This is a genomic window from Halobacillus seohaensis (assembly GCF_042663045.1).
Lineage (GTDB): Bacteria > Bacillota > Bacilli > Bacillales > Halobacillaceae > Halobacillus_A > Halobacillus_A seohaensis.
Map to the genome: position 1 here is coordinate 426,102 of NZ_JBHSZV010000004.1, position 24,408 is coordinate 450,509.

The following is a 24,408-nucleotide window of genomic DNA, read 5'->3' on the forward strand; positions in this document are numbered from 1 at the left end:
TACTATCATAATTCTTCATCTATGTTTGTGTCAAGTTAATAAGATAGAATTACTCTTTAACTTTAAGAACTTTTTGCTGATATTAGAAGGTTTTGATAAAATTATGTCGAATTAATATTAAAGTAATAACGAATGGAGGTGTATACATTCCTATGAAAGGATGGTTGTCATTATTATTTATTTTAGCCGGCTTAATTTGGATCATTCCAGCTACCGCTCATGCCGATTCAGCATCTGTGCAGGTCGATAATTTACATGTGAGGGCCGGGCCTAGCCTCTCTGATTCTATTGTGGGCAAAGTCCATAATAATGAAACATACCCAGTTATTGACCAAAAGGGCGACTGGGTGAAAATTAAATGGAATAATAAAACAGGCTGGGTAGCCAATTGGCTAGTCAAAATTAAGCAAAAAGAGTCACTCGTATCAAAAGTTGATTACCTACGTATACGTTCAAAAGCAGGGTTGAACGGAACTGTACAGGGTTACCTCATGAAAAGTGAGAAAGTGACCAAGGTGGACCAGAAAGGTGATTGGGTAAAAATAGAGCGCCCTAAAGCTTCTGGATGGGTACACAAAGATTACTTGAGTACATATGTCACAGAGGACCCCAAAAAAGATAGTAACGATACATCAGACTCTCAAAAATCACTAGGAAAAGTAAAAGTCGCCACACTTATTTTAAATGTTAGAAGTAAAGCTACAACAAACAGTTCGATACTTAAACAATTGAGACAAGGTAGTAGCTTTGAATACCTAGAGAAGAAGCAAGGTTGGTATAAGATTAAGTTAAATAGTAGTAAAACGGGATGGGTTGCAGGCTGGCTTGTTTCCAAAGAAAATTCATCTGTTTCAAAACCTAGTTCTCAGTCAGAAATTGTACTTCAGTACAATGCTACGAATTTGAGAAGCGGCCCCTCTACTAATCATAAAGTTTTAGGTCGTGCGAATAAAGGCGACCAATTTAATGTAATTAGTAAGAAAGGGGAATGGTATGAGATTTCCTACAATAGTAAAACAGCCTATGTAGCGGGGTGGATTGTTGAAGAAGGAAAAAGTTCAAAACACACTCCAACACCCGTCTCTTCTGGAAGCTTTAAAGGAAAAACGATCGTTGTCGACGCTGGTCATGGAGGGTTCGATCCTGGTGCTATTGGACGTAGCGGAACATATGAGAAAACTCTCACTCTGCAAACTGCTCAAAAACTAAAATCCACACTAGAAAAAAATGGTGCTAATGTTGTCATGACCCGATCAAACGATTCATATCTATCTCTTTCTGCTAGAACGTCTCTTTCTAATTCTTCTAAGGGTGACGTTTTTATTAGTCTGCACTACAACAGTTCTCCCCCATCTATTAAGGCATCAGGGATGAACACATATTTTCATAGTTCTAATACAAGGAGTCTTGCTTCGAACATTCAGTCGGCAGCTACACAAGCAACAGGCCAACGTGATAGAGGAATTAAAAAAGGAAATTTTCATGTCATTAGAAACAATAATAAACCATCTGTTTTAATCGAATTAGGTTTTATATCTAATTTGAATGAAGAAAAAATTGTTAAAGAAGCTAGTTACCAAAAAAAGGTTAGCCACGGCATTACAAACGGATTAGTACAATATTTTAAATAAAAAACAAGCAAGGGACTTCAAAAGTCCTTTGCTTGTTTTATTCTTTACTATCTAATATTAGAGTTACAGGTCCATCATTCGTTAGTTGGACGTCCATCATTTCACCAAACACGCCTGTTTCCACTTGAACGCCTTCTTTTATAACTAAATTATTAAAACAATCATATAATTGATTAGCTAACTCAGGTTTAGCAGCTTTCATAAAATTAGGTCTTCTTCCTTTTCGGCTATCGCCATACAGCGTAAATTGTGAAACCGAAAGCATTTTCCCTTGAACATCAATTAATGAGTTGTTCATTTTACCCTGGTCATCTTCAAACACTCTCAAGTGGGGAATCTTTCTCGCCATATAACGAGCATCTTCTTCTGTATCATCATGAGTTACACCTAGTAGAATGACAAGACCATGATCTATTTGACCTACCATGTTCCCTTTCACACTAACAGAAGCTTGTCCGCTACGTTGAATAACTGCTCTCATTTTTATTCCCCCGTTTATTGCATAACTCTCCGCACTGTATAAACATCGTGAATTTGCTTGATGCGTTCAACGATTTTACGTAAATGATCTGTATTTTGAATTAAAATTGTAATATTAATCGTAGCCATTTTATTTCGATCAGATTTACCAGAGACTGCCGTAATATTTGTTTTTGTTTCATTTACGGACTGTAACACTTCATTTAATAAGCCCCGACGATCATAACCCCATATTTCTAAATCAACATGATACTGTTTGGTATCACTTGGACCTTTTTCCCAATATACTGGTAATAAACGAGTTTGCGCCTCTTCCGTTTGGACATTGGGACAGTCTGTACGGTGAACAGAAACGCCACGTCCTTTTGTAATATAGCCAATAATGTTATCACCTGGAACAGGATTGCAACACTTCGAAAGTCGGACAAGTAGGTTATCTACTCCTTCAACTCTTACACCTGAATCTTTCTTTCCTTTAGATGAAGATGTCTTGATCTCAGTTGTTGTAACGTCTGCTAACGTTTGTTCTAAGTCTTGTTCTTTTTCAATTTTCTTTCGAAGCTTATCCGTTAATCTTGTTGCGATTTGTGAAGCTGTAATTCCTTGATAACCTATTGCTGCAAACATATCGTCTTCATTCGTAAAATTAAACTTCTCTGATACTCTATTTAGATTATCAGTTGTAAAGACTTCCTTAGGCTGTAAACCTATATTGCGAATTTCACGTTCCACTAACTCGCGACCTTTTACAATGTTCTCTTCTTTTAATTGCTTCTTAAAAAATTGCTTTATTTTATTTTTTGCTTGAGAGGTTTGCGCAAGTTTGATCCAATCTTTCGAAGGACCATAGGAATGCTTTGAAGTCATCATTTCTACAATGTCACCTGTATTTAGCTTATAGTCAAGAGGTTCCATCTTCCCATTAACTTTTGCACCTATCGTTTGATTACCTACTTCTGTATGAATACGATAAGCAAAATCAATTGGAACAGACCCTGAAGGAAGCTCAACAACTTCGCCCTTCGGTGTAAATACATATACCATATCCGAAAATAAGTCTACTTTTAAAGACTCCATAAACTCTTCGGCATCATGAGTGTCGCTTTGTGAATCTAAAATCTCCCTAAACCATGTAAGCTTTTCTTCAAAAGAATGGTTTGGTGACTCTTGATTACCTTCCTTATAAGCCCAATGTGCTGCTATTCCGTACTCAGCAATTTCGTGCATTTCGTGTGTTCGGATTTGCACTTCCAAAGGATCTCCCTTTGGACCGATAACCGTAGTATGCAAGGACTGATAAAGGTTGGGCTTGGGCATAGCGATATAATCTTTGAAACGACCCGGCATAGGCTTCCAACACGTATGAATAATGCCTAGTACCGCATAACAATCTTTAATACTATCGACTAAAATTCTCACAGCCAATAAATCATAAATTTCATTAAATTGTTTGTTTTGTAATACCATTTTACGATAAATACTATATAAATGTTTCGGGCGTCCGTTTAAATCAGCTTCAATATTTACATCTTCCAATTGGTTCGTGATTTCATTCATAACATCATCAATATAGTACTCTCGTTCGTTACGCTTTTGCTTCATTAAATGGACAATACGATAATACTGTTGAGGATTTAAATACCTTAAAGCTGTATCTTCTAACTCCCACTTAATCGTGGAAATTCCAAGCCGATGAGCAAGAGGAGCAAAAATTTCCAATGTTTCATTTGAAATTCTACGTTGTTTTTCTGAAGGCAAATGTTTAAGAGTTCTCATATTGTGTAAACGATCAGAAAGTTTAATTAAAATTACACGCATATCCTTTGCCATTGCAACGAACATTTTTCGGTGATTCTCTGCTTGTTGTGCTTCTTTTGATTTATATTTTATTTTCCCTAATTTGGTCACGCCATCGACCAGCATGGAAACTTCTTCACCAAATTCTTTATGAATATCTTTTAATGTATAATCCGTATCTTCAACGACATCATGAAGAAAACCGCCAGCTATCGTTTCGGGGTCCATTTCCAAATTGACAAGAATACCAGCAACTTGAATGGGATGGATAATATAAGGCTCCCCAGACTTACGGTATTGTTCACTATGAGCCAAATTGGCGAACTCAGAAGCCCTGCGTATAAACCCAAGATCTTCATCGTTCATATATTGACCAGCTAGTTCAATAACTTCTTCGGCCGTTAAAATTTTATCTTTTGCCATTCAATCACCCTGATTTCTCTAAGCTTCCGATATTTTAATGGTTTACTTTCTATTATCAAAAAAAGTCGTTCAAAAGTAAAGGAAAAGCGTCTATTAGATTTAAACAAAGAGCGCCCTATGACAGGACACTCTTCAATCTTAATATTCCATTAGCGTTTTCACGTCATATCCTACTAGTTTGTCACGGCCATCTAAGTATGTCAGTTCAATAAAGAATGCACAACCAGCCACAACTCCGCCTAATTGCTCAACAAGGTTAATAGTTGCTTCAATAGTTCCCCCTGTTGCAAGCAAATCATCTACGATTAATACACGTTGACCTGGCTTTATGGCATCCTTATGAATTGTTAGAACATCTTTACCATATTCAAGTCCATAATCAACATTGATTGTTTCCCTAGGAAGCTTTCCTTCTTTTCTTACCGGAGCGAATCCAATTTCTAGAGCGTAAGAAACCGGACAGCCTACGATAAACCCTCTAGCTTCTGGTCCTACAATAATATCGATTTCTTTATCCTTGGAATAATCAACAATTTCATCAACAGCTGACTTAAAAGCTTTACCGTTATCCATCAACGGTGTGATATCTTTAAATTGCACTCCTTTTTTAGGCCAATCATTTACAATAGCAATGTGCTCTTTATAATCCATTTAATACTTCCTCCTTGACGGTCTCTCTCTGCTCATCGAGCCACCCTTTTAACTCCTTATAAGAAGAATAATAAAGGGTTTGTTCTACATATAACTGCTCTCTTCTCTCTTGGTAGAGTAATGATTCAGTTAATTCTTTTTGGGATGGTGATGATTCGATCGTAATTAAACCATCTTCCATTTTAACAAAACCAAGTTCAAAAAACACCTGGGAAATAAAATCAATCATAGATACATTCCAGCCCTTACGCTCGGCTAGTTTCTCCCGATCTTTTACTAAATGAAATGATTTACGCCTAATTAGCATACCATAAAACCATTTAAAATGATCTCTAGTTGGTAATGATGTGAAATACGCACTATTTTCCACTTGGTAGCATGCATAAATGTTGTTAGGGACAAGCTTTTGAATGACCTCAGACAGCTGTGATAACTGCTTTGGCATATCTAACAGGACGATTCTTTGTACATCTTTTGGATTTAGACTGTCCAGTTCTGACACAGGAATAATTGGAATATCATGAGGAGATCGATTCTCTCCGTTAAAGCTAATAGCGATTGTTTGTTCCCCGTGAGGAAAATCCAATTTTTTCTCAAGGTGCTTTGACCCTCTCAGGTCGAATAGTTGCCACTTTTGGACTTGCATATCCTTAATCATGATTTGAACGCTTTTTCTACCATTCCATTCATTGATACTCAATTCACCCACAACATCAAGCTCTGATGATGGAGCAATTTGATGATACAAATCCCCCATGCCAAAAGCAATCCCGTCTAGTTTACTTTTATCTCTATTAAAAAGCATCTTCAAGTGGTTTTGTTGACTTCCAATCAGTCGAACCTCTTTAGGAGTCTCTTTTATGTGGAAAAGCGGCTTAGGGTTCCCCATACCAAATGGACGCAATTTATTAATCTCATCGATTTGTTGCAGTGAAATATCTTCTATATTGACAGACATTTCTATGTCAAGTATCTGCTGGTAATCATCGTCTGTTAGTTTTTGCTGAGCCAGTAAACATAAACTTGAACGTAAATGATCAATTCCTTCTACATCTAATGTCATTCCAGCTGCTTGAGAATGACCCCCAAAATGAAGAAAGTGATCTCTAATTTCCATACAGTTTGAAAATAAGTCAAAAGCCACGATACTTCTTGCTGAGCCTTTAGCCTGCTCCTTTTCTGGATCAATAGCAAGGACTATAGCTGGTCGGTCAAATTGGCGAACAAGTTTAGAAGCAACAATACCTAGAACACCTGGATTCCATCCTTCCTTAGCTACGACTATTACCTCTCCTAAAGGTTGTTCTCCGCTCAACAGAATCTCTTCAGCTTCTTTAGCAATTTGAGATACTATTTTTTGACGTTCCTGGTTCACTTGATTAATAAAGCCAGCTAACTGTGTAGCATCTTCAGGGTCCTGAGTTAAAAACAAGTCTACTGCAGGGGATGCATCCTGAAGGCGTCCAACAGCATTCACTCTAGGTCCGATGCTAAACCCGACCATTTCCTCATCAATGGCACCTTCAATACTACATATTTCCTTTAATGCATTTAATCCTATCCTCTTAGATTGGGACAATGCCTTTAATCCTAAATGAACAAGCGCTCGATTTTCATTGGTTAAAGGGACAAGGTCTGCAATAGTTCCTAACGCGACCATATCTAATAAATGTTCGGGCAATCGATTTAATAAAGCTTGTGCAAATTTAAATGCTACCCCCACTCCAGCTAATTCATTGAAAGGGTAATCCGGGGAAGTCTTTGGATGAATAATGACATAGGCGTCTGGTAATTCGTTTTGTACTTCATGGTGATCCGTAATTATTAAGTCAATACCTACTTCTTTGGCAACTTCAGCTTCGTGTACAGCCGCAATACCATTATCTACTGTTATGATCAAGCTGTATCCCGAAGCAGCAGCTTCCCTAAAGGCTGCCTCGTTAGGTCCATACCCTTCCGTGAACCTGTTTGGGATGTAGAATTCACAAGTTGCACCAGCTTCTCTTAAAGCTTCAATCATCACAGTCGTGGAACTAACTCCATCTGCATCATAATCTCCATACACCAGAATCTTTTCATTTTGTTCGATAGCCAACTTCACCCGGGAAGTTGCTAGTGCCATTCCTTCCATTAAAAAAGGATCATGTAAATGATTGTGAGATGGGTTTAAAAAATTTTCCACATCTTCAGGATTCTTTATATTCCGCTTCTCCAACAATTGTCCAGTTAACTGGGAAACTCCTTTCACCAAAGGAGCTTCTTGATCATGCTCATTCTGTTTATATGTAAAGTTCCATTTTGTTTTACTTGGTAACATACGCTCACCCCTGACTTACTCATTATACAAGAGGCTGTCAGGGGTGGCAAATTCGTTTATTTAATTTCACTTCTCTTCTTCATCTTCAGATGTTGAACCACTACTCTTTATAGCTTCTTCATTTTTCTTTTCTTCCGTTTGTTTATTTGGGGATGATCCATTATTTATTTTATGATGGAGTCCCCTATTCTCCCGCTTCAGTTGATAGTAACGTACAGCACCAACAGAAGCAGTAATAAGTCCCCCCATCAAAACTGAAACAATGATTACTAAAATTAGCGGGGCTTCTCCTGTTCCAAACAGATAATTAACTTGGACATCCCCTACATTAATTACTGCAAACACAGCAACTAATAAAGCAAATATAAGTGCAAGTATAATATAAGATTGTCCTTTCATAAAACTAACCTCCTAACTTATTTCCACAGTCATTTTATTTATACCCTTTTGATACTTTTCATAATCTAAAAAGGCTGTTTTTTATTAAGTAGTTCCGTTTTGGTGGAGCGACACGAAATAACATATAATTAGCAGACCAAATTGAATAATGATTAGGTCTCAAGTAATTCACCTAAATATCAACAATTCCGTCATCGGTATACGGAAAAGGAGAGGTAACAGGTAGGACACAGAAAACGATCAGAACCTTTCATATAACTTTGTTTATACCTCAGATTCAGAGTGGAAAGCGAGTTGTTTCTCTGCCATACCGAACTCCAAAAAACAAACGGACCATCTGTTTATTCAAACAACTGGGTGTTTCAGTTTAACAAGACCATCTGATAAAAAACAAAAACGCTTGGGTTATCTCAAGCGTTTTTGTGTGCTGTTTTATTGTTAATTGTCCTGCTATTTTAGTGGTATTTCAATGTTTTGTTACATTTTCTCCACAGTATCGGAACTACTATAACCACTCTTTTTATTATACTTGTGGTCCACCTGTATTATTCTTTTTAGAAAAATCTATAGGGTTATTCTTAATATTCTTACCACGCCATACTAGCCATAGTTGGGCAGCAATAAATAAAGAAGAGTAGGTTCCTGCAATTAATCCAATAACAAGTGCGAAAGCAAAGTTTGTAATCGATGATGCTCCGAAAACAAACAGCATAGCAGCCGCAAACACAACTGTAATAACTGTATTTAAGCTTCGTGCCATTGTTTGTAGCAGACTATCATTAACTACTTTGGCAAGCTCTTTAAATGACTTAACATTCTTATGAAATTTAAGATTTTCACGGATGCGGTCAAACGTAACGATTGTATCATTGACCGAATAACCAACGATCGTAAGAATAGCAGCAATGATTGTAATATCAAATTCCAATCTTGTAATACTAAACAGGGCAATGATAAAGAATGCATCGTGTAATAAGGCTAAAATAGCCGTAAGAGCAAAATAGAATTCAAATCTAAAAGTCACATAGATAATAATTCCAATTGACGCATATAACACAGCTAATGCTGCATTTTTAGCAAGCTCTTGAGCTACTACCGGAGAAACGGTGCTTACATTTGGGTTACTTCCGTATTCATTTGAGAAATAATCCTGAATTTCAGCAATTTTATTTTTTGAAAGTTCAGATTCAAATCTAGCAACAGCAATTTCATTATTATCTCCAGATAAAACGATTTGTTTTGGGGCCACATTCAATTCATTTTCAAAAGCTTTCTCTACTTCATCGGTAGAAATACTTTCTTCAGATAAGACCTCCACACGAGAACCATTTGTAAAGTCTATACCCAAATTTAACTTGAAGACGCCTAATATGATGGCTCCAACAGTTAATAAAATGAGTGATAGGGCAAAGAACCTTTTACGATACTTAATGAAATCGAATTTTCGATTCAGAAATTTAGGTTCAACAACTTCTCCTTCTTCTAAGGAATGTATTTGGTCTTTTTTGACACCAAACCAACCAGGACGCTTATTCAAGAATCGACTCTTCACCCACCAGCCTAGGAGAAGTCGAGTACCATAAACTGCTGTGATGAAACTAACAAGAATACTGACTATTAACATTGTCGCAAACCCTTTAACAGAGCTTGTCCCAAAGATGAATAAGACTGTTGCAGCAATCAAAGTAGTAATGTTTGCATCTAATATTGTCGCAAGGGACCGTCTATTACCTGATTTAAAGGCTGATAAAACGGATTTCCCTGACTTCAATTCTTCTTTTATTCTTTCGTAAGTAATAATATTCGCATCAACAGCCATACCGACACCGAGGATCAAAGCAGCAATACCCGGTAGTGTAAGCACACCTTGCAGAAGTTCAAACACAACTAAAATCAAGAAGATATAAGCTGACAATGTAACGACAGAAATAATTCCAGGGAAGCGATAGTAAACCATCATGTATATGAAAATTAAAGCTATACCAATCATTCCCGCATAGATGGTCTTATTCATCGCTTGTTCGCCAAACTGCGCTCCTACTGAAGTAGAATAAGTTTCCTCTAAGTTTACTGGCAAGGAACCTGCATTCAGAACATCAGCAAGTTGTTGAGCAGATTCTACAGTAAAGTCACCGGAAATTTGTACAGAGTTACTCCGAATCGGCCCATCACTGAATCCTGGGGCTGATATGTATTTCGGGTCCTCCTTACCATATTCTTCAGCAAAAGAAGTATCCTCATTATAATCTAACCAAATCACCATTAAATCATCAGGGTATGGTGTGCTAAGGTCTTCCTCTTTGCTATCAATTTCTTCTGATACATCATAAAATTTAGACGCACTTTTTACGTCAAGAGACACAACAGGCGTATTATTTTGGTCATAAGATTGTTGAGCACTTCCCTCAACTAAATCAGAACCATTCATATACTCATTACCCTCAACGTCCCTAAAAGATAACTCAGCAGTTGTAGACAACAGGTCTCTTGCTTGCTGTTGATCCTCTACACCAGCTAATTGAACTCGTATACGTTCTTCTTCGATTGAGATGTTAGTCTCACTAATTCCTAACGCGTTCACACGTTCATTCAGTGATTGAACTGTCGCCTCTAATACTTGCTCATTAAGCTCTTGGTCCTCATTTAAAGGTTCAACATTATAGAGGATCTCAAATCCACCTTGTAAATCTAATCCTAAGTTAATATCTTTCGTAACACCTGTTAAATTTGTGCCAATCGTAGCTGCTATTAATATAACGGCTAGAAAAAAGGCAACTATACGCCCTCTTTTCACCATAACAATATTTACCTCCTTTTAACCTCTATCGACCCTTCAGGCTATGTAGAAAAGAAAAATATACTTCTTCCCTCAATTATTCCCCTATCAATTCTACTATTAATTTCATATTTAACAATACAAAAGTTTTATTGTTTTTGTGACGAACTATTTTCTAATGCTTCAATAGATGCCATCAAGTCATCGTTTCGATAAGCCTCTACAGTAATATAGCTTACAAATAAATTATTACTCAAGTGGAAAATATCTTGTACTATCTCATAGAGCCTTTTCGGTGGATCATTTTTCCATACTTTCTTATGTAGACATTGCCACACATCTTCAGTCGTGGCTTTATTATACCCTAATAATTTGAACTCTTCCTTTTTACTATTAAGAACAAGTTCTACAGTCTTTCTCCATTGGCTGACTGGTTTTCTATCTTCCATTGCTAGCACTCCTTTATTTTTTATAACTAGGAATAGCTAAATCCTTTTGTCATGCCTTGTCCACTTCAACGCATATACTTCATTGTATCTGAATTTTATTTCTTTGAGAAGGCGGATTCCTACAATGGCAAAACAAACCTTTTTACGTGGAGCTCTTATCTTAGTTATTGCAGGACTAATCACACGCTTGTTAGGTTTTATTAACCGCATTGTAGTAGCTCGAGTAATGGGTGAGGAAGGTGTAGGACTATATATGATGGCTCTTCCCACTCTAATTCTAGCTACGACAATAACTCAATTCGGCCTCCCCATAGCAATTTCAAAACGCGTTTCTGAAGCCGAGGCAATCGGTGACGAAAAACAAATTAAGAGAATTCTTATTATTTCTCTTTTAATTACAGGATGCCTAAGCATAGTTTTCACTATCGGTCTATTTTTATCAGCGCCAATTGTTGCTCACTATTTCTTAACTGATGAGCGAGCTTTAGTTCCATTATTGGCTGTAACACCCATTATTCCTATTGTTGCCATTTCCGCTGTTATCCGAGGTTATTTTCAAGGACGACAAAATATGAAACCCCAGGCCATCTCTCAAGTGATCGAACAAGTAGTCCGTATCATTATCGTCGCTTTCCTAACCAAACTTTTTTATCCATACGGTGTTCAATATGCAGCCGCAGGAGCCATGATTGCTGTCATAATTGGTGAATTAGCCTCACTAGCTTACATGATACGCCTATTCTCCATTCATAAGTCATTTGAATTACGAAAAACGTGGAAATCCCATATACAAGGTGGGAAAAAGACGCTTCAAGAACTCATGACTATTGCCTTACCTACATCAGGTAGTCGTCTCATTGGTTCTCTAACCTATTTTTTCGAGCCCATACTAGTTGCTCAAAGCTTAGCTATTGCTGGTTTGACAGTAGTAGAAACTACAAAACAGTATGGAGGGTTAACTGGATATATCCTCCCTCTATTATTTTTACCTACTTTTCTGACCCATGCTTTGGCGGTTTCACTTGTTCCTTCTATAAGTGAATCAGCTGCAAACCATCACTACAACACGATTCACTATCGTATTTTACAATCCATTCGTTTATCTCTTGCCTCAGGCGGTCTCATAACTGTAATTTACTTCATTTTCCCGGCCGCAACCCTTGCAATTGTATATGGCACAAAACAAGGAGGATTTTTACTACAATTTATGGCACCTTTTTTTTTATTGCTTTATATTCAAACTCCACTTCAAGCAAGCCTACAAGCTTTAGACTTAGCCAAGTCAGCCATGTGGAATACCTTAACAGGTGCAATCATTAAGTTCATTGTTTTAGTATTTTTGAGCTCACGAGCCGATTTTGGCATTAATGGAGTTGCTATTGCGATGGTCACAGGTGTTGTTGTAGTAACTTTACTACATCTATCAGTTCTCGTTCGTGAAATCAAATTTAAATTTCCTTATATCATGACGCTTAAGTTTGTTATTATTCTTTTTGTCACAGGATGGCTAGGGTTATTGATCCGTGAACAGGCGTACTTTCCATCTAACTCCATTATGGAAATTTTACTGACAGGCTGTTTACTGTCGGTCATTTACATTACATTACTATTTAAGTTTAAATTATTATCTAAGGAAGAATGGACTAAAATAATCACAAAATAATAGCGGAGCATTTAGCTAAGTAGTTCAGTTTTGGAGTACAAAACACAACTTGTACCCTTAACTGAACTACTTTTTCATGTGAATTTGCTACCGAAATACGAACAATACATTTCTTGATCGAACACAGCTGGTAAAGTTTTATTTCACAGTTGCAAAATCAGGTTGGAATTTACTGCAGACTAAGAGAAACCAAAATGACAATAAAATGGAGCATTGAATTGTTCTGCAATTCTATGCTCCATTTACATATATTTCTTAATATTTGATCACCAGAACTGAACTACAAGCTACTTTTATTCATTTACTCTCACCCTTATTATAAAAATGGAAGTAAATATCTAAGAAAAACGTAGACCGTACTGACGACTAGGGATAATAACAGAATAGGTATTCCATATAAAGCAAATTTAATAAAAGGTATCGGTTCCCTGTAGCTAGCTGCTAATCCTGCTACAACTACATTTGCAGAAGCGCCAATCAGCGTACCATTCCCCCCAAGACACGCACCTAAGGCGAGTGACCACCAAATAGGATCAACGTCCATCATCCCATAACCCTGCAATTCTTGAACAACAGGGATCATTGCTGCAACAAACGGAATATTATCAACAATTCCAGATAATATTCCAGAACTCCACAACATTAACATTGCTGTAAAAGGAAGATCACCATCTGAAACCCAAACCATGCCTCTTGCTAATTCATCAATGAGACCAACCGTTTGAAGGCCGCCAACTAACATGAAAAGCCCCATAAAGAAAAATAAAGTTACCCACTCAACCTCTTGAAATACTTGTTCCACATCCAAGTACTTATCAGTTAAAAATAGTAGAAGTAAAGCCCCACTTACAGCAATCGTCGTAATGTCCATGTGAATAAACGGGTGTAACATAAAACCAGCAATTGTTAAAAACAAAACAGATAAAGAACGAAACAAGAGTTGATCTTTTTTTAGATGTTTGTTTGCATCCTCTTTCATAAACTTAGTAGCGAGTTCCTCATTATAATATAATTTATTTTTAAAAAGGAGCAATAGAATTGTCATTACTAATATAAATACTATTAAAACTACAGGCCCCATATTATTTAAAAAGGATAAAAAACTAAAGTGTTCAACGGCCTGTCCAATCATAATGTTAGGAGGGTCTCCTATTAATGTGGCAGCACCTCCAATATTAGAAGAAAAGATAGTAGTAATTAAGTATGGAAATGCTGGCAATTGTAATTGTTTTACTAACGACAGTAAGACAGGAACAAATAAAAGAACAGTCGTAACATTGTCAAGTAATGCAGAACCAATTGCTGTAAAACATCCTGTTACAATAAGCAGTGGAACAGGTCTGCCTTTAACTAGCTGTGCTAGTCGTATAGCTACATAAGTGAATATACCAGTCTTCTTTGTAATGGAAACCAAAACCATCATTGAAAAAAGGAGAGCAATGGTATCCCAGTCGATAAATCCAAATGCTTCTTCCCATTCGTAAACATTACATATTAATAGAAGCACACCACCAGTTAAGGCAACGACAGCTCGATTCCATTTTTCAATCATAAGCAAACAATAACTAATGACAAAAATAATAATGGTTAGCAAAGTGGTCATAGATCTTCCCCTTTTTAACGCTCTTTCTTTATGTCTATTCAAAAGTTACACAAATATCTACTTCTATCTTAATTGTATGGTCGCATATAGTAATGAAGACAAGCTAAATAAGGGGGCGGATAGTGTGAAAAACTTTTTACAAGGAGTACTCGGTTATGGGGTCGGTTCCATATTTATTCTTATGATCCTTTTCTCGGCTGTTTTAGCCGGCTTGCTTCGTTTTACCACTATTGATACAGACACTTTAAATCAAGTTTCACTCGTTGCCGGATTAAGTATTTTAGCTATTGGGGGACTGTTAGCAGCAAATAAAGGGGAACAAAAGGGGTGGTTGACAGGGATGCTTACTGGCCTTGTATTTATTGTAATTATGATACTTTTTCAAATTATTTTCGAAAATCGCTGGGTTTCTATTGCTCAATTAAGTTACTTCGGTGGATTATTATTAGCTGCTTCCTTGGGGGGAATGATTGGGGTGAACATGCCAAAGAGAAAAGTGTGATCTTATATGTCCTTCAAAAAACAAAAAATCCCGTTAAAAACGGGATTTTTGTAATACAGTTAAGTATTTGGAAATTCTAACTTCTTCTATCATTAGTCCTCATTTAACTTCTCTCGTACAGATGAACGATCAAACTTCATCTGTATACCGTCTTGAACAGTAACGATTAAAGTCCCCTCATCCAATGAAAAAATAGTTCCATGAAGGCCTCCAATAGTTATAATTCTATCTCCTTTTTGCAATTCCGTCTGCATTTGTTGTACTTTCTTTTGTTTCTTTTGCTGTGGACGGATTAACAAGAAATAGAAAATGACGAACATTAGAATAATCGGTAATAAGCCTACTAACGTTTCCATTTATATTCCCCCTTTCTAAAAGTTCTTTGCGTTTGGTTTATTGAAACCATATTGCTCAAAGAATTCTTCTCTAAAGTCACCGAGTCGATCTTCTCTAATGGCTTCACGCACTTGCGACATTAATTTTAACAGAAAATAAAGATTATGATAAGTAGTAAGTCTAAACCCGAAAGTTTCACTCGACTTCACTAGATGGCGAATGTAAGCACGCGAGTAATTTCGACACGTATAGCAATCACATTCTTCATCAATTGGACGAAAATCTCGAGCAAATTTTGCGTTTCTAACAACTAAACGGCCTTGTGAAGTCATACAAGTTCCATTCCTAGCAATTCTAGTCGGCAATACGCAATCAAACATATCAATACCACGTATGGAACCATCAATCAGTGAATCCGGTGACCCTACTCCCATTAAATACCGCGGTTTTCCATCAGGAAGAAGTGGAGTTGTAAAATCGAGAACCCGATTCATTACATCTTTCGGTTCCCCAACAGACAATCCACCAATAGCATACCCCGGAAAATCAAGAGAGGTCAAATCTTGAGCACTTTGACGCCTCAAATCTTCATATTCTCCACCTTGTATAATTCCAAACAGCCCTTGTTGATCAGGTTTCTTGTGACCTTCTAAACAACGTTCCGCCCAGCGGCTAGTTCTTTCTACAGACTTCTTCATATAATGATGTTCAGCAGGATAAGGAGGGCATTCATCAAAGGCCATCATTATATCCGCACCAAGAGAATTTTGAATGTGCATTGCTTTTTCTGGAGAAAGGAATAGCTTCTCACCACTAATATGGTTTCTGAAATGAACCCCCTCTTCCTCGATCTGACGCAAATCACTTAAGCTAAAGACTTGAAAACCACCAGAATCGGTAAGGATAGATCCATCCCAATTCATAAACTTATGAAGGCCACCTGCTTCTTCTACAATATCCTCTCCAGGTCGCAACCAAAGGTGATATGTATTAGACAAAATAATCTGTGCTCCCATCCGTTCCAATTCCTCGGGACTCATTGTCTTAACAGTGGCCAAGGTTCCGACAGGCATAAACATCGGGGTTTCAAATGAACCATGGGGTGTATGAACCTTTCCCAATCTCGCCCCTGTTTGTTTACACGTTTTTATTAATTCATAAGTAATTGCCATTATTTCGTTCCTTTCTCACATACCATCATTAAAAAATAAACATAGCATCGCCAAAACTAAAAAAACGATACCGTTCTTCGACTGCTTTTTGATAAGCTTCTAATACAAAATCACGGCCGGCAAAGGCACTGACTAACATTATTAACGTAGACTTAGGCAGATGAAAGTTTGTAATTAAACCATCGATGGCTTGTAATTGATATGGAGGATAAATAAATATATCCGTCCATCCACTAGAAGCTTGAAAATTCCCATAGTCTCGAACAATTGTTTCTAACGTACGAGTGGAAGTTGTCCCTACAGAAATAATTCGACCATTATTTTCTTTAATCTGGTTTAACTTCTGTGCCGATGACTCACTGAGCTGGTAAAATTCAGCGTGCATTTCATGTTCTTCTATGGTTTCCACGCTAACGGGACGAAAAGTTCCAAGACCTACGTGCAAAGTTAAATAGACAACTTCAACACCAGCTGCCTGAATCTCGTCCAATAGCTCATTAGTAAAATGTAATCCCGCTGTCGGAGCAGCCGCGGAACCTTCTTCCTTCGCATATACTGTCTGATAACGTTCTCGATCAGAGAGCTGTTCTTTTATATAAGGAGGCAAAGGCATCTCTCCAAGAGACTCTAACACTTCAAGAAAAATTCCTTCATAAGTAAAACGCACTCTTCGTCCACCATGAGCTTGTTCTTCTGTACATTCAGCAACAAGTTGTCCTTCACCAAAGACAATTCTTGTGCCTACTTTAACTTTTTTAGCAGGTTTAACAAGAACTTCCCATTGATCGTTATCATGTTGGTGAAGCAACAAGACCTCCACTTTTCCACCCGTATCCTCCTTTGCACCATATAATCGGGCCGGAAGTACTCGTGTATCATTTAAAACAAGACAATCCCCTTGCTTCAAATAATGTGTTATGTCTGAAAAATTACAATGATCCATTTTTTCAGTGGCACGGTTAAGAACCATGAGTCTCGATGATGCTCGATCTATTAATGGAACTTGAGCAATCAAATCTTCTGGCAAATCAAAATCATATGTCTTAATGTTCATGTGAAACTCCTATTCTAAATTAACGAATTTTACTAATTAAATAAAAAATTAAGGTTAAAACCACACTTGCAATAATTGAAGTCATAATTGGAAAGTATACCGTAACTGGACCCTTCTTAAAACTGAAGTCACCTGGTAGTTTGCCAAATAAACTCCAAACTAATCCAATAACAATAAAGACGACCCCTATTACAATAAAGACTTTACCCATGCCCGTCAAGAGCCTGGCACCTCCCGTTGAAAGTGTTCATAAGCCTTATCTGTTAACATTCTGCCTCTAGGGGTGCGTTGAATAAAGCCCATTTGAAGAAGAAAAGGCTCATATACATCTTCAATCGTTTGTGACTCTTCACCAATTGTCGCAGCAATTGTATCAAGTCCGACGGGTCCCCCTTTAAAGTTATCCATAATAGCAAAAAGCAGCTTATGATCAATATGATCAAGACCTTCCCCATCCACTTGAAGCATCTTTAGGGCAGTTTGTGTCGTCTGTTCTGAGATAATTGTATCTCCCTGTACTTGAGCGATATCTCTTACACGCTTAAGCAACCGATTAGCAATTCTTGGTGTACCCCTTGATCTTCGGGCTATCTCAACAGCCGCTTCTTTTTTTATACCCACGTGGAAAATTTCTGCCGTTCGCTCCACTATGGAGCATAGAGCATCTGCATCATAATAATCAAGACGGCAGTGGACTCCAAACCGATCGCGTAACGGAGCAGACAGCAGCCCAGCTCTTGTTGTTGCACCTACTAATGTGAAAGGGGGCAAATCAAGACGAACAGAACGCGCACTAGGTCCTGCTCCAACAACAATATCTAAACAAAAATCTTCCATAGCCGGATACAAGATTTCCTCTACGGAACGTGGTAATCTGTGGATTTCATCAATAAATAGCACGTCTCCGGCTTCGAGGGAAGACAATATAGCCGCTAAATCACCAGCTCGCTCAATCGCAGGTCCTGAAGTCGTCCGAAACTGAACACCCATTTCATTGGCAATTATAGAGGCTAGCGTTGTTTTTCCTAACCCGGGAGGGCCAAATAGTAAAGAATGATCTAAAGGTTCTTCACGCATTCTTGCTGCTTCAATAAAAATACGTAAATTCTCCTTAGTTTTATCTTGACCAATGTATTGCCGAAGTGTTTCGGGACGTAAACTAAGCTCTATATCCTGCTCTGCATCTTGAACCTCACCTGATATCATTCGATCTTCCATCCTTTTTCCTCCTTTCCTTTAGGACTTCATGAGAAGCTGTAATCCCTGTCTAACATAGTCATCAACATTTGAATTCTGAGCTTTAGCCAATTCTGGTTGTATCATCTTGAGTTCTTTATCAGAGTAGCCTAATGCTTTTAATGCCTCTAATGCCTCATCCAATCGAATTCTTCTTTCTTTTGCTGTAAGATCTTCTTCATAAAAAATAGTCTGTTCATTGTCTTCATCAGGGAGCCAGAGAACTAATTTCCCTTTTAGGTCTAGGATCATTTGTCTAGCCGTTTTTTTACCAACACCAGGAAATTGTGTAAGGTATTTTTCGTCTTCTTGTTCGATAGCTGATACAAACTCAGGAACACTTACACTACCTAAGATGGCTAAGGCTCCTTTAGGGCCGATCCCTGAGACATTTAAAAGTTTAGCAAACAAAAGCTTATCTTCTTTCTTTTTAAAGCCAAAGAGCAGTTGCTGATCTTCTCGTATATAGTGATAGGTGTGTACCTTTATCTCTTTATGTAATTCATCTTGAAAGTTAAAAGGGCTGGCACAGAGGATTTCATAGCCAATCCCTTGAGTTTCTATTGCTATTGCTTCCTCATCTATGGTCGTTAATTCTCCTTTGACATATGCGATCATGGTGAATATTCCCCTCTACTACAAATTCTTGTTTAGACCTCATTATATCACACAAGCACATGTTCGTATAAGTAAGAATCAATAGAATAAACTGCTCTTTACACCTAAGAGTAGCGAATCATACAAACCAGTAGACAGGGCAGGAACAGAATGATGGTTCCGTTGTTAGAAACAGAGAAAGGGCTCAAGAGAATGATTTGCTCCCCCCTTACCCACATTGAGATGAACGGCACCGTTTGAATAAAGTAGGCTCCGAAATCTTAGTACTATGGATGAAACTTTCGTGAGTATGACAGTTGAAACTCGGGCTGCCGAGGCCTCGTAGGGAGTAACGAACGAGGAAACTTTTATCATTCACAAATTTGAAACCGTGGAACTTAAGATTTTAAAGGCACACAAAAACGCTTGCATTTAAATCCAAGCGTTTTTGTGCGCAAATTACCCAGTAGTTTTATTTGCTTTTTATAATGTTATTGAACCTTATTTTAACGTTTTCTCCACGATAACTGTTCTCTGACTTCACACATTGGTCTTGTCATTTATTTATATTTTCTCCAGTTTCTTTTGAAAGACGATCTCTCCTATTTTTTGGTCCTCAACAACCCAGCCATCGTATTCCGCCCAAAAATCTTCCATTGCCCAAATCTTCTCCACCGATTCCTCCCTTTCAACAAGCCTATCTTCGTCATATGTTTTTAAAATGACTTTTAATTCCAAAGGGTCCTCGAGTGCAAAAGCCGGAACTTTTTTTTCATCCATCGGTAAAGAAGAACTTGCGAAACTATGATGGGTTGCTTGTTTTCCTTCTTCGTCTACTATGATAGGTTGCATCATGAAACTCACTAGGAAAAACGTAGTCACCAACACTGTATACACTTTATTTCCTCCTTATAAAAAAGCTGTTGTTTCTATTATGCTCAGAAACAACAACTTTTATAAGGTAAACCATTTAAGAGAGTTTCTCGACTACCTCATCATCCGCATCTAGATTGTGATAAACTTCCTGGACATCATCATTATCTTCCAATGTATCAATTAAATTCAACATCTTCTCGACTCCGTCTTCATCAAGCGGAGTATAAGTCGTGGGGAACATAGTTACATCTGCTGAGTTAAAAACATAACCACTCTTCTCAAGCCCTGCTTTCACATTTGTAAAATCTTCAGGTGTGGTGAATACTTCAAATTGTTCTTTACTTGCTTCTAGTTCTTCACCACCTGCTTCAATCACTTCAAGCATTAGCTCTTCCTCATCTACTTCCACTTCTTTACGATCAATCACTAAATAACCTTTACGATTAAACATAAAAGCTACACAACCGTTTTCCCCAAGGTTTCCACCGTTTTTACTAAAAGCATGGCGTACTTCTGCTGCTGTTCGATTCTTATTATCAGTTAACACAGTAACCATTATTGCTACACCGCCAGGACCATAACCTTCATAGGTGAATTCTTCATAGCTCACCCCATCCAGATCGCCGGTAGCCTTTTTTATAGCACGGTCAATGTTCTCGTTGGGCATGTTGTCTGACTTAGCTTTATCAACAGCTAAGCGAAGATTCGAGTTCATTTCTTGATCTGCTCCACCTTCTTTAGCTGCAATGAAAATATCACGAGCATGCTTCATAAATATTTTGCCTTTTTTCGCATCTTGTGCACCTTTTCGGCGCTTTATATTATTCCACTTTGAATGGCCTGCCATAGGTATCTCCTCCCCTGGAGCAATACTTTTCCCTATAAATATATCATAAAAACCATTCATTAGTAACTTTCGTTTATTCCTGGTTCTGATTAAAGAATTGCTGAATTCGTTTTTGCAAATCCTTTGGTGCTTCCGCAGCTTTAATCCTTGCATTATCGTCCTTTTTTTGATCCCATACATTTATATTCGTATAGACGACAATAGGTAGCTCCGTTACAGTCGCGGCTTTTTCCATAACTTTTTCTTCTATATCTTTATCTCTTCGATCATAAGGATTGATCATTACAGCAACATAGGCTTTTTCTCCATTAGTGAATGCTTGGGTTAACGTAATTTCTTTTAGCTCATTCACTTTTTGAGTAATCAACATCGATTCTTCGTTATTGAAATCATTATCGTGCGAACGGTTGGTTTCTGAATATTTAGTTTCCTTGTTTTCTTCTTGCGTTGATCGTTTAAAATATTGGTCTTCACCTGTGGGGATTTCTTTACTTTGTACCGATCCATCATCTTCTGTATACTCAATCGGTTGATATAATTCTTCACTTTGAGATTCCTCGGTTTTTTCAGGGACATCACCAGAACATGCCATTAAAATAATTCCACAACCTGTTAACATACATATACACTTCCACATAAAAACATTCTCCTTTTCCATTACTATGGACAAAGGAGAATGTTTTAATCTGCTAATATAAGGTAACTTTACTCTGGCGGGCCTGGAGCTATTTTTCTCTTATGAGCGGTACGATTGTGCATAGCTTCGATAATTCTTTTATCTTCCTCAGGAATGGCTTCACCTTTTAAATAGAGGTCGATCATCTCGTAGCTTGTGCCCATTTCATTTTCATCCGTCTGCCCTTCCCATAAACCAGCACTCGGCTGTTTATGAATAATCTCATCTGGAACACCAAGGTACTTAGCCATCTCTCCAACTTCACCTTTCGTCAGATTGACTAAAGGAACTAGATCGACACCACCATCACCAAATTTTGTAAAATAACCCGTATGCCACTCTGCAGCATTATCTGTTCCAACCACTAGGTATCGGTGATTAGTTGCTAATGTATAAAGAGTGCTCATTCTTAATCTTGCACGCAAATTGGCATCCGCTATTTTCTCTTGATCTGCATTGAAAATATCCTCGGTTTTTAATTGTTCCAAAATTGTTCCAAACATAACATTATGAGTTTCCGTAAGATCGATCGCTATAGATTGAATCCCACTAGAATCAATTACTTTTTTAGCGTGTTCTTGATCACTGCCGTCACTTTTACAAGGCATTATAACTCCTAGAGATTTTTCTGGATAGGCACGTTTAATAAGGTGTGATACAACAGCCGAATCTATACCACCACTTACACCAACAAGAAGACCATCAACATTTGCTCTTTCCCCTTGCTCTCTTAGCCAAGTGACAATTTTCTCCACTTTTTGCTCCACTAGTTTGTTCATCCTTTCACACTCAAGATACTACTCATCTTAGCATGAATTCAACATATCGGACAAACTGTTTCCTCCGCTCCCATGCTTTCTCGAATTTTTCTATATGAGTCAGCAATGCTTCTTCGCCTCTTCTAGACTTGTTGTAACCATACAACCATTCCCTAATAAGGTCAGCTGGAACAAGCGAGCCTCTCAACCAAATTTCTGGGTAGCTTACATGCTTGAATAATTGGAAAAAATTTATACGGTCGTTCTCTAAATATGGTAGAAACCGATGAGCTAACTGAATTTCATCATATAGCTTAGGGCCTCTGTGTAACAAATCAAAATCAATCATACTCACGGATCCCACAGAATCTATAATAAAGTTGTGATGGGCCACATCTCCGTGCAACCATTGCTCACTATTCCATGAATTTTCTTCGATTTGACCCCACGGATAACTAGCAAAAACATCAAGCAAGCGATCCATCATTGTAAAGACTTCTTCATATAACTCTTTTTTATAGTATGAGTGAAATACATGTTTAGTATCACTAAATTGTTCTAATCGACGATACCACTTTAAATAAAGAGGATCTCTCGGAATCGATAGTGTATTAATTCCTTTCGTATTACGATGAAATTGCTTTAAACAATTATAAGTTTTTTTACGATCCATTTCATTACCAAAGTCCGCATGACGTCCATCCTTCCAAGTAAACAGACCCCATTCACACCCTAATTTACTGATACTCATTTCACCCGTAGGAAATGGCAAAGGACGAGCAGCAATACTTTCTGCATTTTTCCATTCTTCAAAAAAACTAATTTGCTGCTTTAAAACATTGGGACGACGATACCCTTTTAATAGTACAGGATGGTGATCAATCAACACTTTATAAACCTTAGGCTTAATTTCAGTAGACATGGTGATATTTATTTGTTTACGTGACTTCAGCCAATGAAAAAGGCGATCCGTATAAGAATCGCCTTCTTTAAAACTACGAGTCATCCTCATCATCATCCTGCCATGGTTCAGTAGGACCCCACTGACCTAAAGGGTTTTGGGGTGGCTGAGGATAATAACCATGACTACCAGGGTTTCCATTCATCATTGAAGGAGGATTCCATCCATTCATATGAGGGTTATGCATTTGATTCGGTTGATTCCCCTCATAACTCATCATATTTTCTTCATACATTGGTTGTTTCGCACCCCCGCCACATCCACACCCGCCGTCTTGAGAATCATTCTTCATATAGGGAAGGGCGGCATTATTATTTCCTATTCCTCCCATACCGTAATGTTGTGGCATTTGGTGTTGAGGCTCTTGATGATATGGCATTTGATGAGGATGGTGTTGCATTCCCATCGGCATAGCATAAGGCGGATACCAACAATGATCCCAATGGTAAAAGGCTTGTGGCAACAGAGGCACTGGCGGACAGTAAGGAAACTCCTGCGCATAATGCTCTTGGTTCATTGGTTGTTGCATTGGTTGATTCATTGGTTGTTGCATTGGTTTCTGCATCGGTTGCTGCATCGGTTGCTGCATCGGTTGTTTAATGGGTTTTTGCATCGGTTTCTTCATGGGTTTGTGTTGATATTCCTCAACCTCAGAAGACTCTAGTGGTTGCATTTCTTGTTCAGGTGGTGGCATTTGTGGCAGATGAAAGGATGTATAATAATTTTTATTATGTTGGTCCATTGGCATTTGGATCGGCATATTCATTTGGATAGGCATCATTGGCTTTTCCATCATCGGCATAGGCTGATTAGGCATGGGTTGATTGGGCATGGGTTGATTGGGCATGGGTTGATTGGGCATAGGCTGGTTGGGCTTAGACTGCGGAATTTTTTCGTCTTCTTTAATCTTAGGAATAGGTTTCTGTTTAGGCATTTCCTTTTTTGGTGCTTCCTTTTTGGGAGCTTCCATTTTAGGAGCTTCTTTCTTTGGCGCCTCTTTCTTCACTGATTTTTTCCCTTGTGGAACTTTAATTTTCATACCTGGCATAATCATATCAGGATTCGATAACTGTGTGTTTACCGCTTTTAACTCTTCGAAATTCACCCCATATTTTTTAGATATCTTCCACAACGTATCGCCTTTTTGTACAATGTGAATTTTCACAGTTGCAACTCCTTTCCTATGATCTATAAAGTTATAAGA

General features: G+C 37.8%; 23 protein-coding genes. 3 read left to right on the forward strand and 20 right to left on the reverse strand.

What is annotated here, in order from left to right; translation table 11 throughout:
- The first annotated feature begins 152 nt into the window (after nt 1–152).
- Complete coding sequence (locus ACFQIC_RS02505) at nt 153–1,631, forward strand: SH3 domain-containing protein (RefSeq protein WP_204706953.1); 1,479 nt, start codon at nt 153–155, stop codon at nt 1,629–1,631.
- 37 nt (nt 1,632–1,668) lie between these two features.
- On the opposite strand, the gene dtd is transcribed toward ACFQIC_RS02505, so the two are convergent.
- From dtd to ACFQIC_RS02540, 7 genes are all read right to left on the reverse strand, one after another.
- Nucleotides 1,669–2,112, reverse strand: coding sequence for a D-aminoacyl-tRNA deacylase (gene dtd / locus ACFQIC_RS02510; RefSeq protein ID WP_204706955.1), 444 nt, complete (start codon nt 2,110–2,112; stop codon nt 1,669–1,671).
- Nucleotides 2,113–2,126: 14 nt separating this feature from the next.
- Entirely contained in the window at nt 2,127–4,331 is a 2,205-nt protein-coding gene (locus tag ACFQIC_RS02515) for a RelA/SpoT family protein (protein ID WP_204706957.1), read from the reverse strand.
- A 138-nt stretch (nt 4,332–4,469) separates the two neighbouring features.
- On the reverse strand, nt 4,470–4,982 hold the full coding sequence (locus tag ACFQIC_RS02520; RefSeq protein WP_204706959.1) for an adenine phosphoribosyltransferase: 513 nt from the start codon (nt 4,980–4,982) through the stop codon (nt 4,470–4,472).
- Entirely contained in the window at nt 4,972–7,299 is a 2,328-nt protein-coding gene (recJ, locus tag ACFQIC_RS02525; protein ID WP_204706961.1) for a single-stranded-DNA-specific exonuclease RecJ, read from the reverse strand. Before recJ ends, ACFQIC_RS02520 begins: the two co-directional genes overlap by 11 nt.
- 66 nt (nt 7,300–7,365) lie before the next feature.
- A complete protein-coding gene (locus ACFQIC_RS02530; protein ID WP_204706963.1) occupies nt 7,366–7,698 on the reverse strand; it encodes a LapA family protein in 333 nt (110 codons plus the stop codon).
- 523 nt (nt 7,699–8,221) lie between these two features.
- Complete coding sequence (secDF, locus tag ACFQIC_RS02535) at nt 8,222–10,495, reverse strand: protein translocase subunit SecDF (RefSeq protein WP_204706965.1); 2,274 nt, start codon at nt 10,493–10,495, stop codon at nt 8,222–8,224.
- Nucleotides 10,496–10,623: 128 nt separating this feature from the next.
- Nucleotides 10,624–10,923, reverse strand: coding sequence for a post-transcriptional regulator (locus tag ACFQIC_RS02540; protein ID WP_204706967.1), 300 nt, complete (start codon nt 10,921–10,923; stop codon nt 10,624–10,626).
- A gap of 124 nt (nt 10,924–11,047) precedes the next feature.
- Here ACFQIC_RS02540 and spoVB point away from each other — a divergent pair, with 124 nt between their 5' ends.
- A complete protein-coding gene (spoVB, locus tag ACFQIC_RS02545; RefSeq protein ID WP_204706969.1) occupies nt 11,048–12,586 on the forward strand; it encodes a stage V sporulation protein B in 1,539 nt (512 codons plus the stop codon).
- 316 nt (nt 12,587–12,902) lie between these two features.
- Here the strand turns inward: spoVB and ACFQIC_RS02550 are convergent, their stop codons facing one another.
- Entirely contained in the window at nt 12,903–14,189 is a 1,287-nt protein-coding gene (locus ACFQIC_RS02550) for an ArsB/NhaD family transporter (protein ID WP_204706971.1), read from the reverse strand.
- Between the two features lie 124 nt (nt 14,190–14,313).
- Between ACFQIC_RS02550 and ACFQIC_RS02555 the strand changes: the two genes are divergently transcribed.
- Nucleotides 14,314–14,691 carry a TIGR04086 family membrane protein gene (locus tag ACFQIC_RS02555; protein ID WP_204706973.1) on the forward strand — a complete coding sequence of 126 codons (378 nt, stop codon included), beginning with the start codon at nt 14,314–14,316 and terminating at the stop codon, nt 14,689–14,691.
- 92 nt (nt 14,692–14,783) lie between these two features.
- Here the strand turns inward: ACFQIC_RS02555 and yajC are convergent, their stop codons facing one another.
- The 12 genes from yajC to safA form a co-directional block, all read right to left on the reverse strand.
- Nucleotides 14,784–15,047 (reverse strand): preprotein translocase subunit YajC, encoded by a 264-nt coding sequence (gene yajC, locus ACFQIC_RS02560; protein WP_204706975.1) that lies wholly within the window; start codon nt 15,045–15,047, stop codon nt 14,784–14,786.
- A gap of 15 nt (nt 15,048–15,062) precedes the next feature.
- Nucleotides 15,063–16,199: a tRNA guanosine(34) transglycosylase Tgt gene (gene tgt, locus ACFQIC_RS02565; protein WP_204706977.1), complete on the reverse strand. Its 1,137-nt coding sequence runs from the start codon at nt 16,197–16,199 to the stop codon at nt 15,063–15,065.
- 28 nt (nt 16,200–16,227) lie between these two features.
- Complete coding sequence (queA, locus tag ACFQIC_RS02570) at nt 16,228–17,253, reverse strand: tRNA preQ1(34) S-adenosylmethionine ribosyltransferase-isomerase QueA (RefSeq protein ID WP_204706979.1); 1,026 nt, start codon at nt 17,251–17,253, stop codon at nt 16,228–16,230.
- Between the two features lie 19 nt (nt 17,254–17,272).
- On the reverse strand, nt 17,273–17,464 hold the full coding sequence (locus ACFQIC_RS02575; RefSeq protein WP_204707576.1) for a DUF2905 domain-containing protein: 192 nt from the start codon (nt 17,462–17,464) through the stop codon (nt 17,273–17,275).
- A gap of 5 nt (nt 17,465–17,469) precedes the next feature.
- A complete protein-coding gene (ruvB, locus tag ACFQIC_RS02580) occupies nt 17,470–18,471 on the reverse strand; it encodes a Holliday junction branch migration DNA helicase RuvB (protein WP_204706982.1) in 1,002 nt (333 codons plus the stop codon).
- Nucleotides 18,472–18,489: 18 nt separating this feature from the next.
- Nucleotides 18,490–19,107, reverse strand: coding sequence for a Holliday junction branch migration protein RuvA (ruvA, locus tag ACFQIC_RS02585; protein WP_204706984.1), 618 nt, complete (start codon nt 19,105–19,107; stop codon nt 18,490–18,492).
- Between the two features lie 543 nt (nt 19,108–19,650).
- Complete coding sequence (locus ACFQIC_RS02590; protein ID WP_204706986.1) at nt 19,651–19,983, reverse strand: BofC N-terminal domain-containing protein; 333 nt, start codon at nt 19,981–19,983, stop codon at nt 19,651–19,653.
- Nucleotides 19,984–20,056: 73 nt separating this feature from the next.
- Entirely contained in the window at nt 20,057–20,809 is a 753-nt protein-coding gene (locus tag ACFQIC_RS02595; protein WP_204706988.1) for a YebC/PmpR family DNA-binding transcriptional regulator, read from the reverse strand.
- A 73-nt stretch (nt 20,810–20,882) separates the two neighbouring features.
- Entirely contained in the window at nt 20,883–21,446 is a 564-nt protein-coding gene (locus ACFQIC_RS02600; RefSeq protein WP_204706990.1) for a YhcN/YlaJ family sporulation lipoprotein, read from the reverse strand.
- A gap of 68 nt (nt 21,447–21,514) precedes the next feature.
- Nucleotides 21,515–22,252 carry an NAD(+) synthase gene (gene nadE, locus ACFQIC_RS02605; RefSeq protein ID WP_204706992.1) on the reverse strand — a complete coding sequence of 246 codons (738 nt, stop codon included), beginning with the start codon at nt 22,250–22,252 and terminating at the stop codon, nt 21,515–21,517.
- 34 nt (nt 22,253–22,286) lie between these two features.
- Nucleotides 22,287–23,249 carry a phosphotransferase gene (locus ACFQIC_RS02610; RefSeq protein ID WP_204706994.1) on the reverse strand — a complete coding sequence of 321 codons (963 nt, stop codon included), beginning with the start codon at nt 23,247–23,249 and terminating at the stop codon, nt 22,287–22,289.
- On the reverse strand, nt 23,239–24,369 hold the full coding sequence (gene safA, locus ACFQIC_RS02615; RefSeq protein WP_204706996.1) for a SafA/ExsA family spore coat assembly protein: 1,131 nt from the start codon (nt 24,367–24,369) through the stop codon (nt 23,239–23,241). Before safA ends, ACFQIC_RS02610 begins: the two co-directional genes overlap by 11 nt.
- Nucleotides 24,370–24,408: the final 39 nt, after the last annotated feature.

What these genes read in the sequence shown, in the direction of transcription:
- ACFQIC_RS02540 (WP_204706967.1), bottom strand. Translation starts at nt 10,923, where the DNA reads ATGGAAGATAGAAAACCAGTCAGCCAATGGAGAAAGACTGTAGAACTT.
- ACFQIC_RS02530 (WP_204706963.1), bottom strand. Translation starts at nt 7,698, where the DNA reads ATGAAAGGACAATCTTATATTATACTTGCACTTATATTTGCTTTATTA.
- ACFQIC_RS02505 (WP_204706953.1), top strand. Translation starts at nt 153, where the DNA reads ATGAAAGGATGGTTGTCATTATTATTTATTTTAGCCGGCTTAATTTGG.
- ACFQIC_RS02595 (WP_204706988.1), bottom strand. Translation starts at nt 20,809, where the DNA reads ATGGCAGGCCATTCAAAGTGGAATAATATAAAGCGCCGAAAAGGTGCA.
- ACFQIC_RS02610 (WP_204706994.1), bottom strand. Translation starts at nt 23,249, where the DNA reads ATGACTCGTAGTTTTAAAGAAGGCGATTCTTATACGGATCGCCTTTTT.
- yajC (WP_204706975.1), bottom strand. Translation starts at nt 15,047, where the DNA reads ATGGAAACGTTAGTAGGCTTATTACCGATTATTCTAATGTTCGTCATT.
- ACFQIC_RS02575 (WP_204707576.1), bottom strand. Translation starts at nt 17,464, where the DNA reads ATGGGTAAAGTCTTTATTGTAATAGGGGTCGTCTTTATTGTTATTGGA.
- recJ (WP_204706961.1), bottom strand. Translation starts at nt 7,299, where the DNA reads ATGTTACCAAGTAAAACAAAATGGAACTTTACATATAAACAGAATGAG.
- ruvA (WP_204706984.1), bottom strand. Translation starts at nt 19,107, where the DNA reads ATGATCGCATATGTCAAAGGAGAATTAACGACCATAGATGAGGAAGCA.
- secDF (WP_204706965.1), bottom strand. Translation starts at nt 10,495, where the DNA reads ATGGTGAAAAGAGGGCGTATAGTTGCCTTTTTTCTAGCCGTTATATTA.
- tgt (WP_204706977.1), bottom strand. Translation starts at nt 16,199, where the DNA reads ATGGCAATTACTTATGAATTAATAAAAACGTGTAAACAAACAGGGGCG.
- ACFQIC_RS02515 (WP_204706957.1), bottom strand. Translation starts at nt 4,331, where the DNA reads ATGGCAAAAGATAAAATTTTAACGGCCGAAGAAGTTATTGAACTAGCT.
- ACFQIC_RS02600 (WP_204706990.1), bottom strand. Translation starts at nt 21,446, where the DNA reads ATGTGGAAGTGTATATGTATGTTAACAGGTTGTGGAATTATTTTAATG.
- ACFQIC_RS02520 (WP_204706959.1), bottom strand. Translation starts at nt 4,982, where the DNA reads ATGGATTATAAAGAGCACATTGCTATTGTAAATGATTGGCCTAAAAAA.
- ACFQIC_RS02550 (WP_204706971.1), bottom strand. Translation starts at nt 14,189, where the DNA reads ATGACCACTTTGCTAACCATTATTATTTTTGTCATTAGTTATTGTTTG.
- queA (WP_204706979.1), bottom strand. Translation starts at nt 17,253, where the DNA reads ATGAACATTAAGACATATGATTTTGATTTGCCAGAAGATTTGATTGCT.
- dtd (WP_204706955.1), bottom strand. Translation starts at nt 2,112, where the DNA reads ATGAGAGCAGTTATTCAACGTAGCGGACAAGCTTCTGTTAGTGTGAAA.
- spoVB (WP_204706969.1), top strand. Translation starts at nt 11,048, where the DNA reads ATGGCAAAACAAACCTTTTTACGTGGAGCTCTTATCTTAGTTATTGCA.
- ruvB (WP_204706982.1), bottom strand. Translation starts at nt 18,471, where the DNA reads ATGGAAGATCGAATGATATCAGGTGAGGTTCAAGATGCAGAGCAGGAT.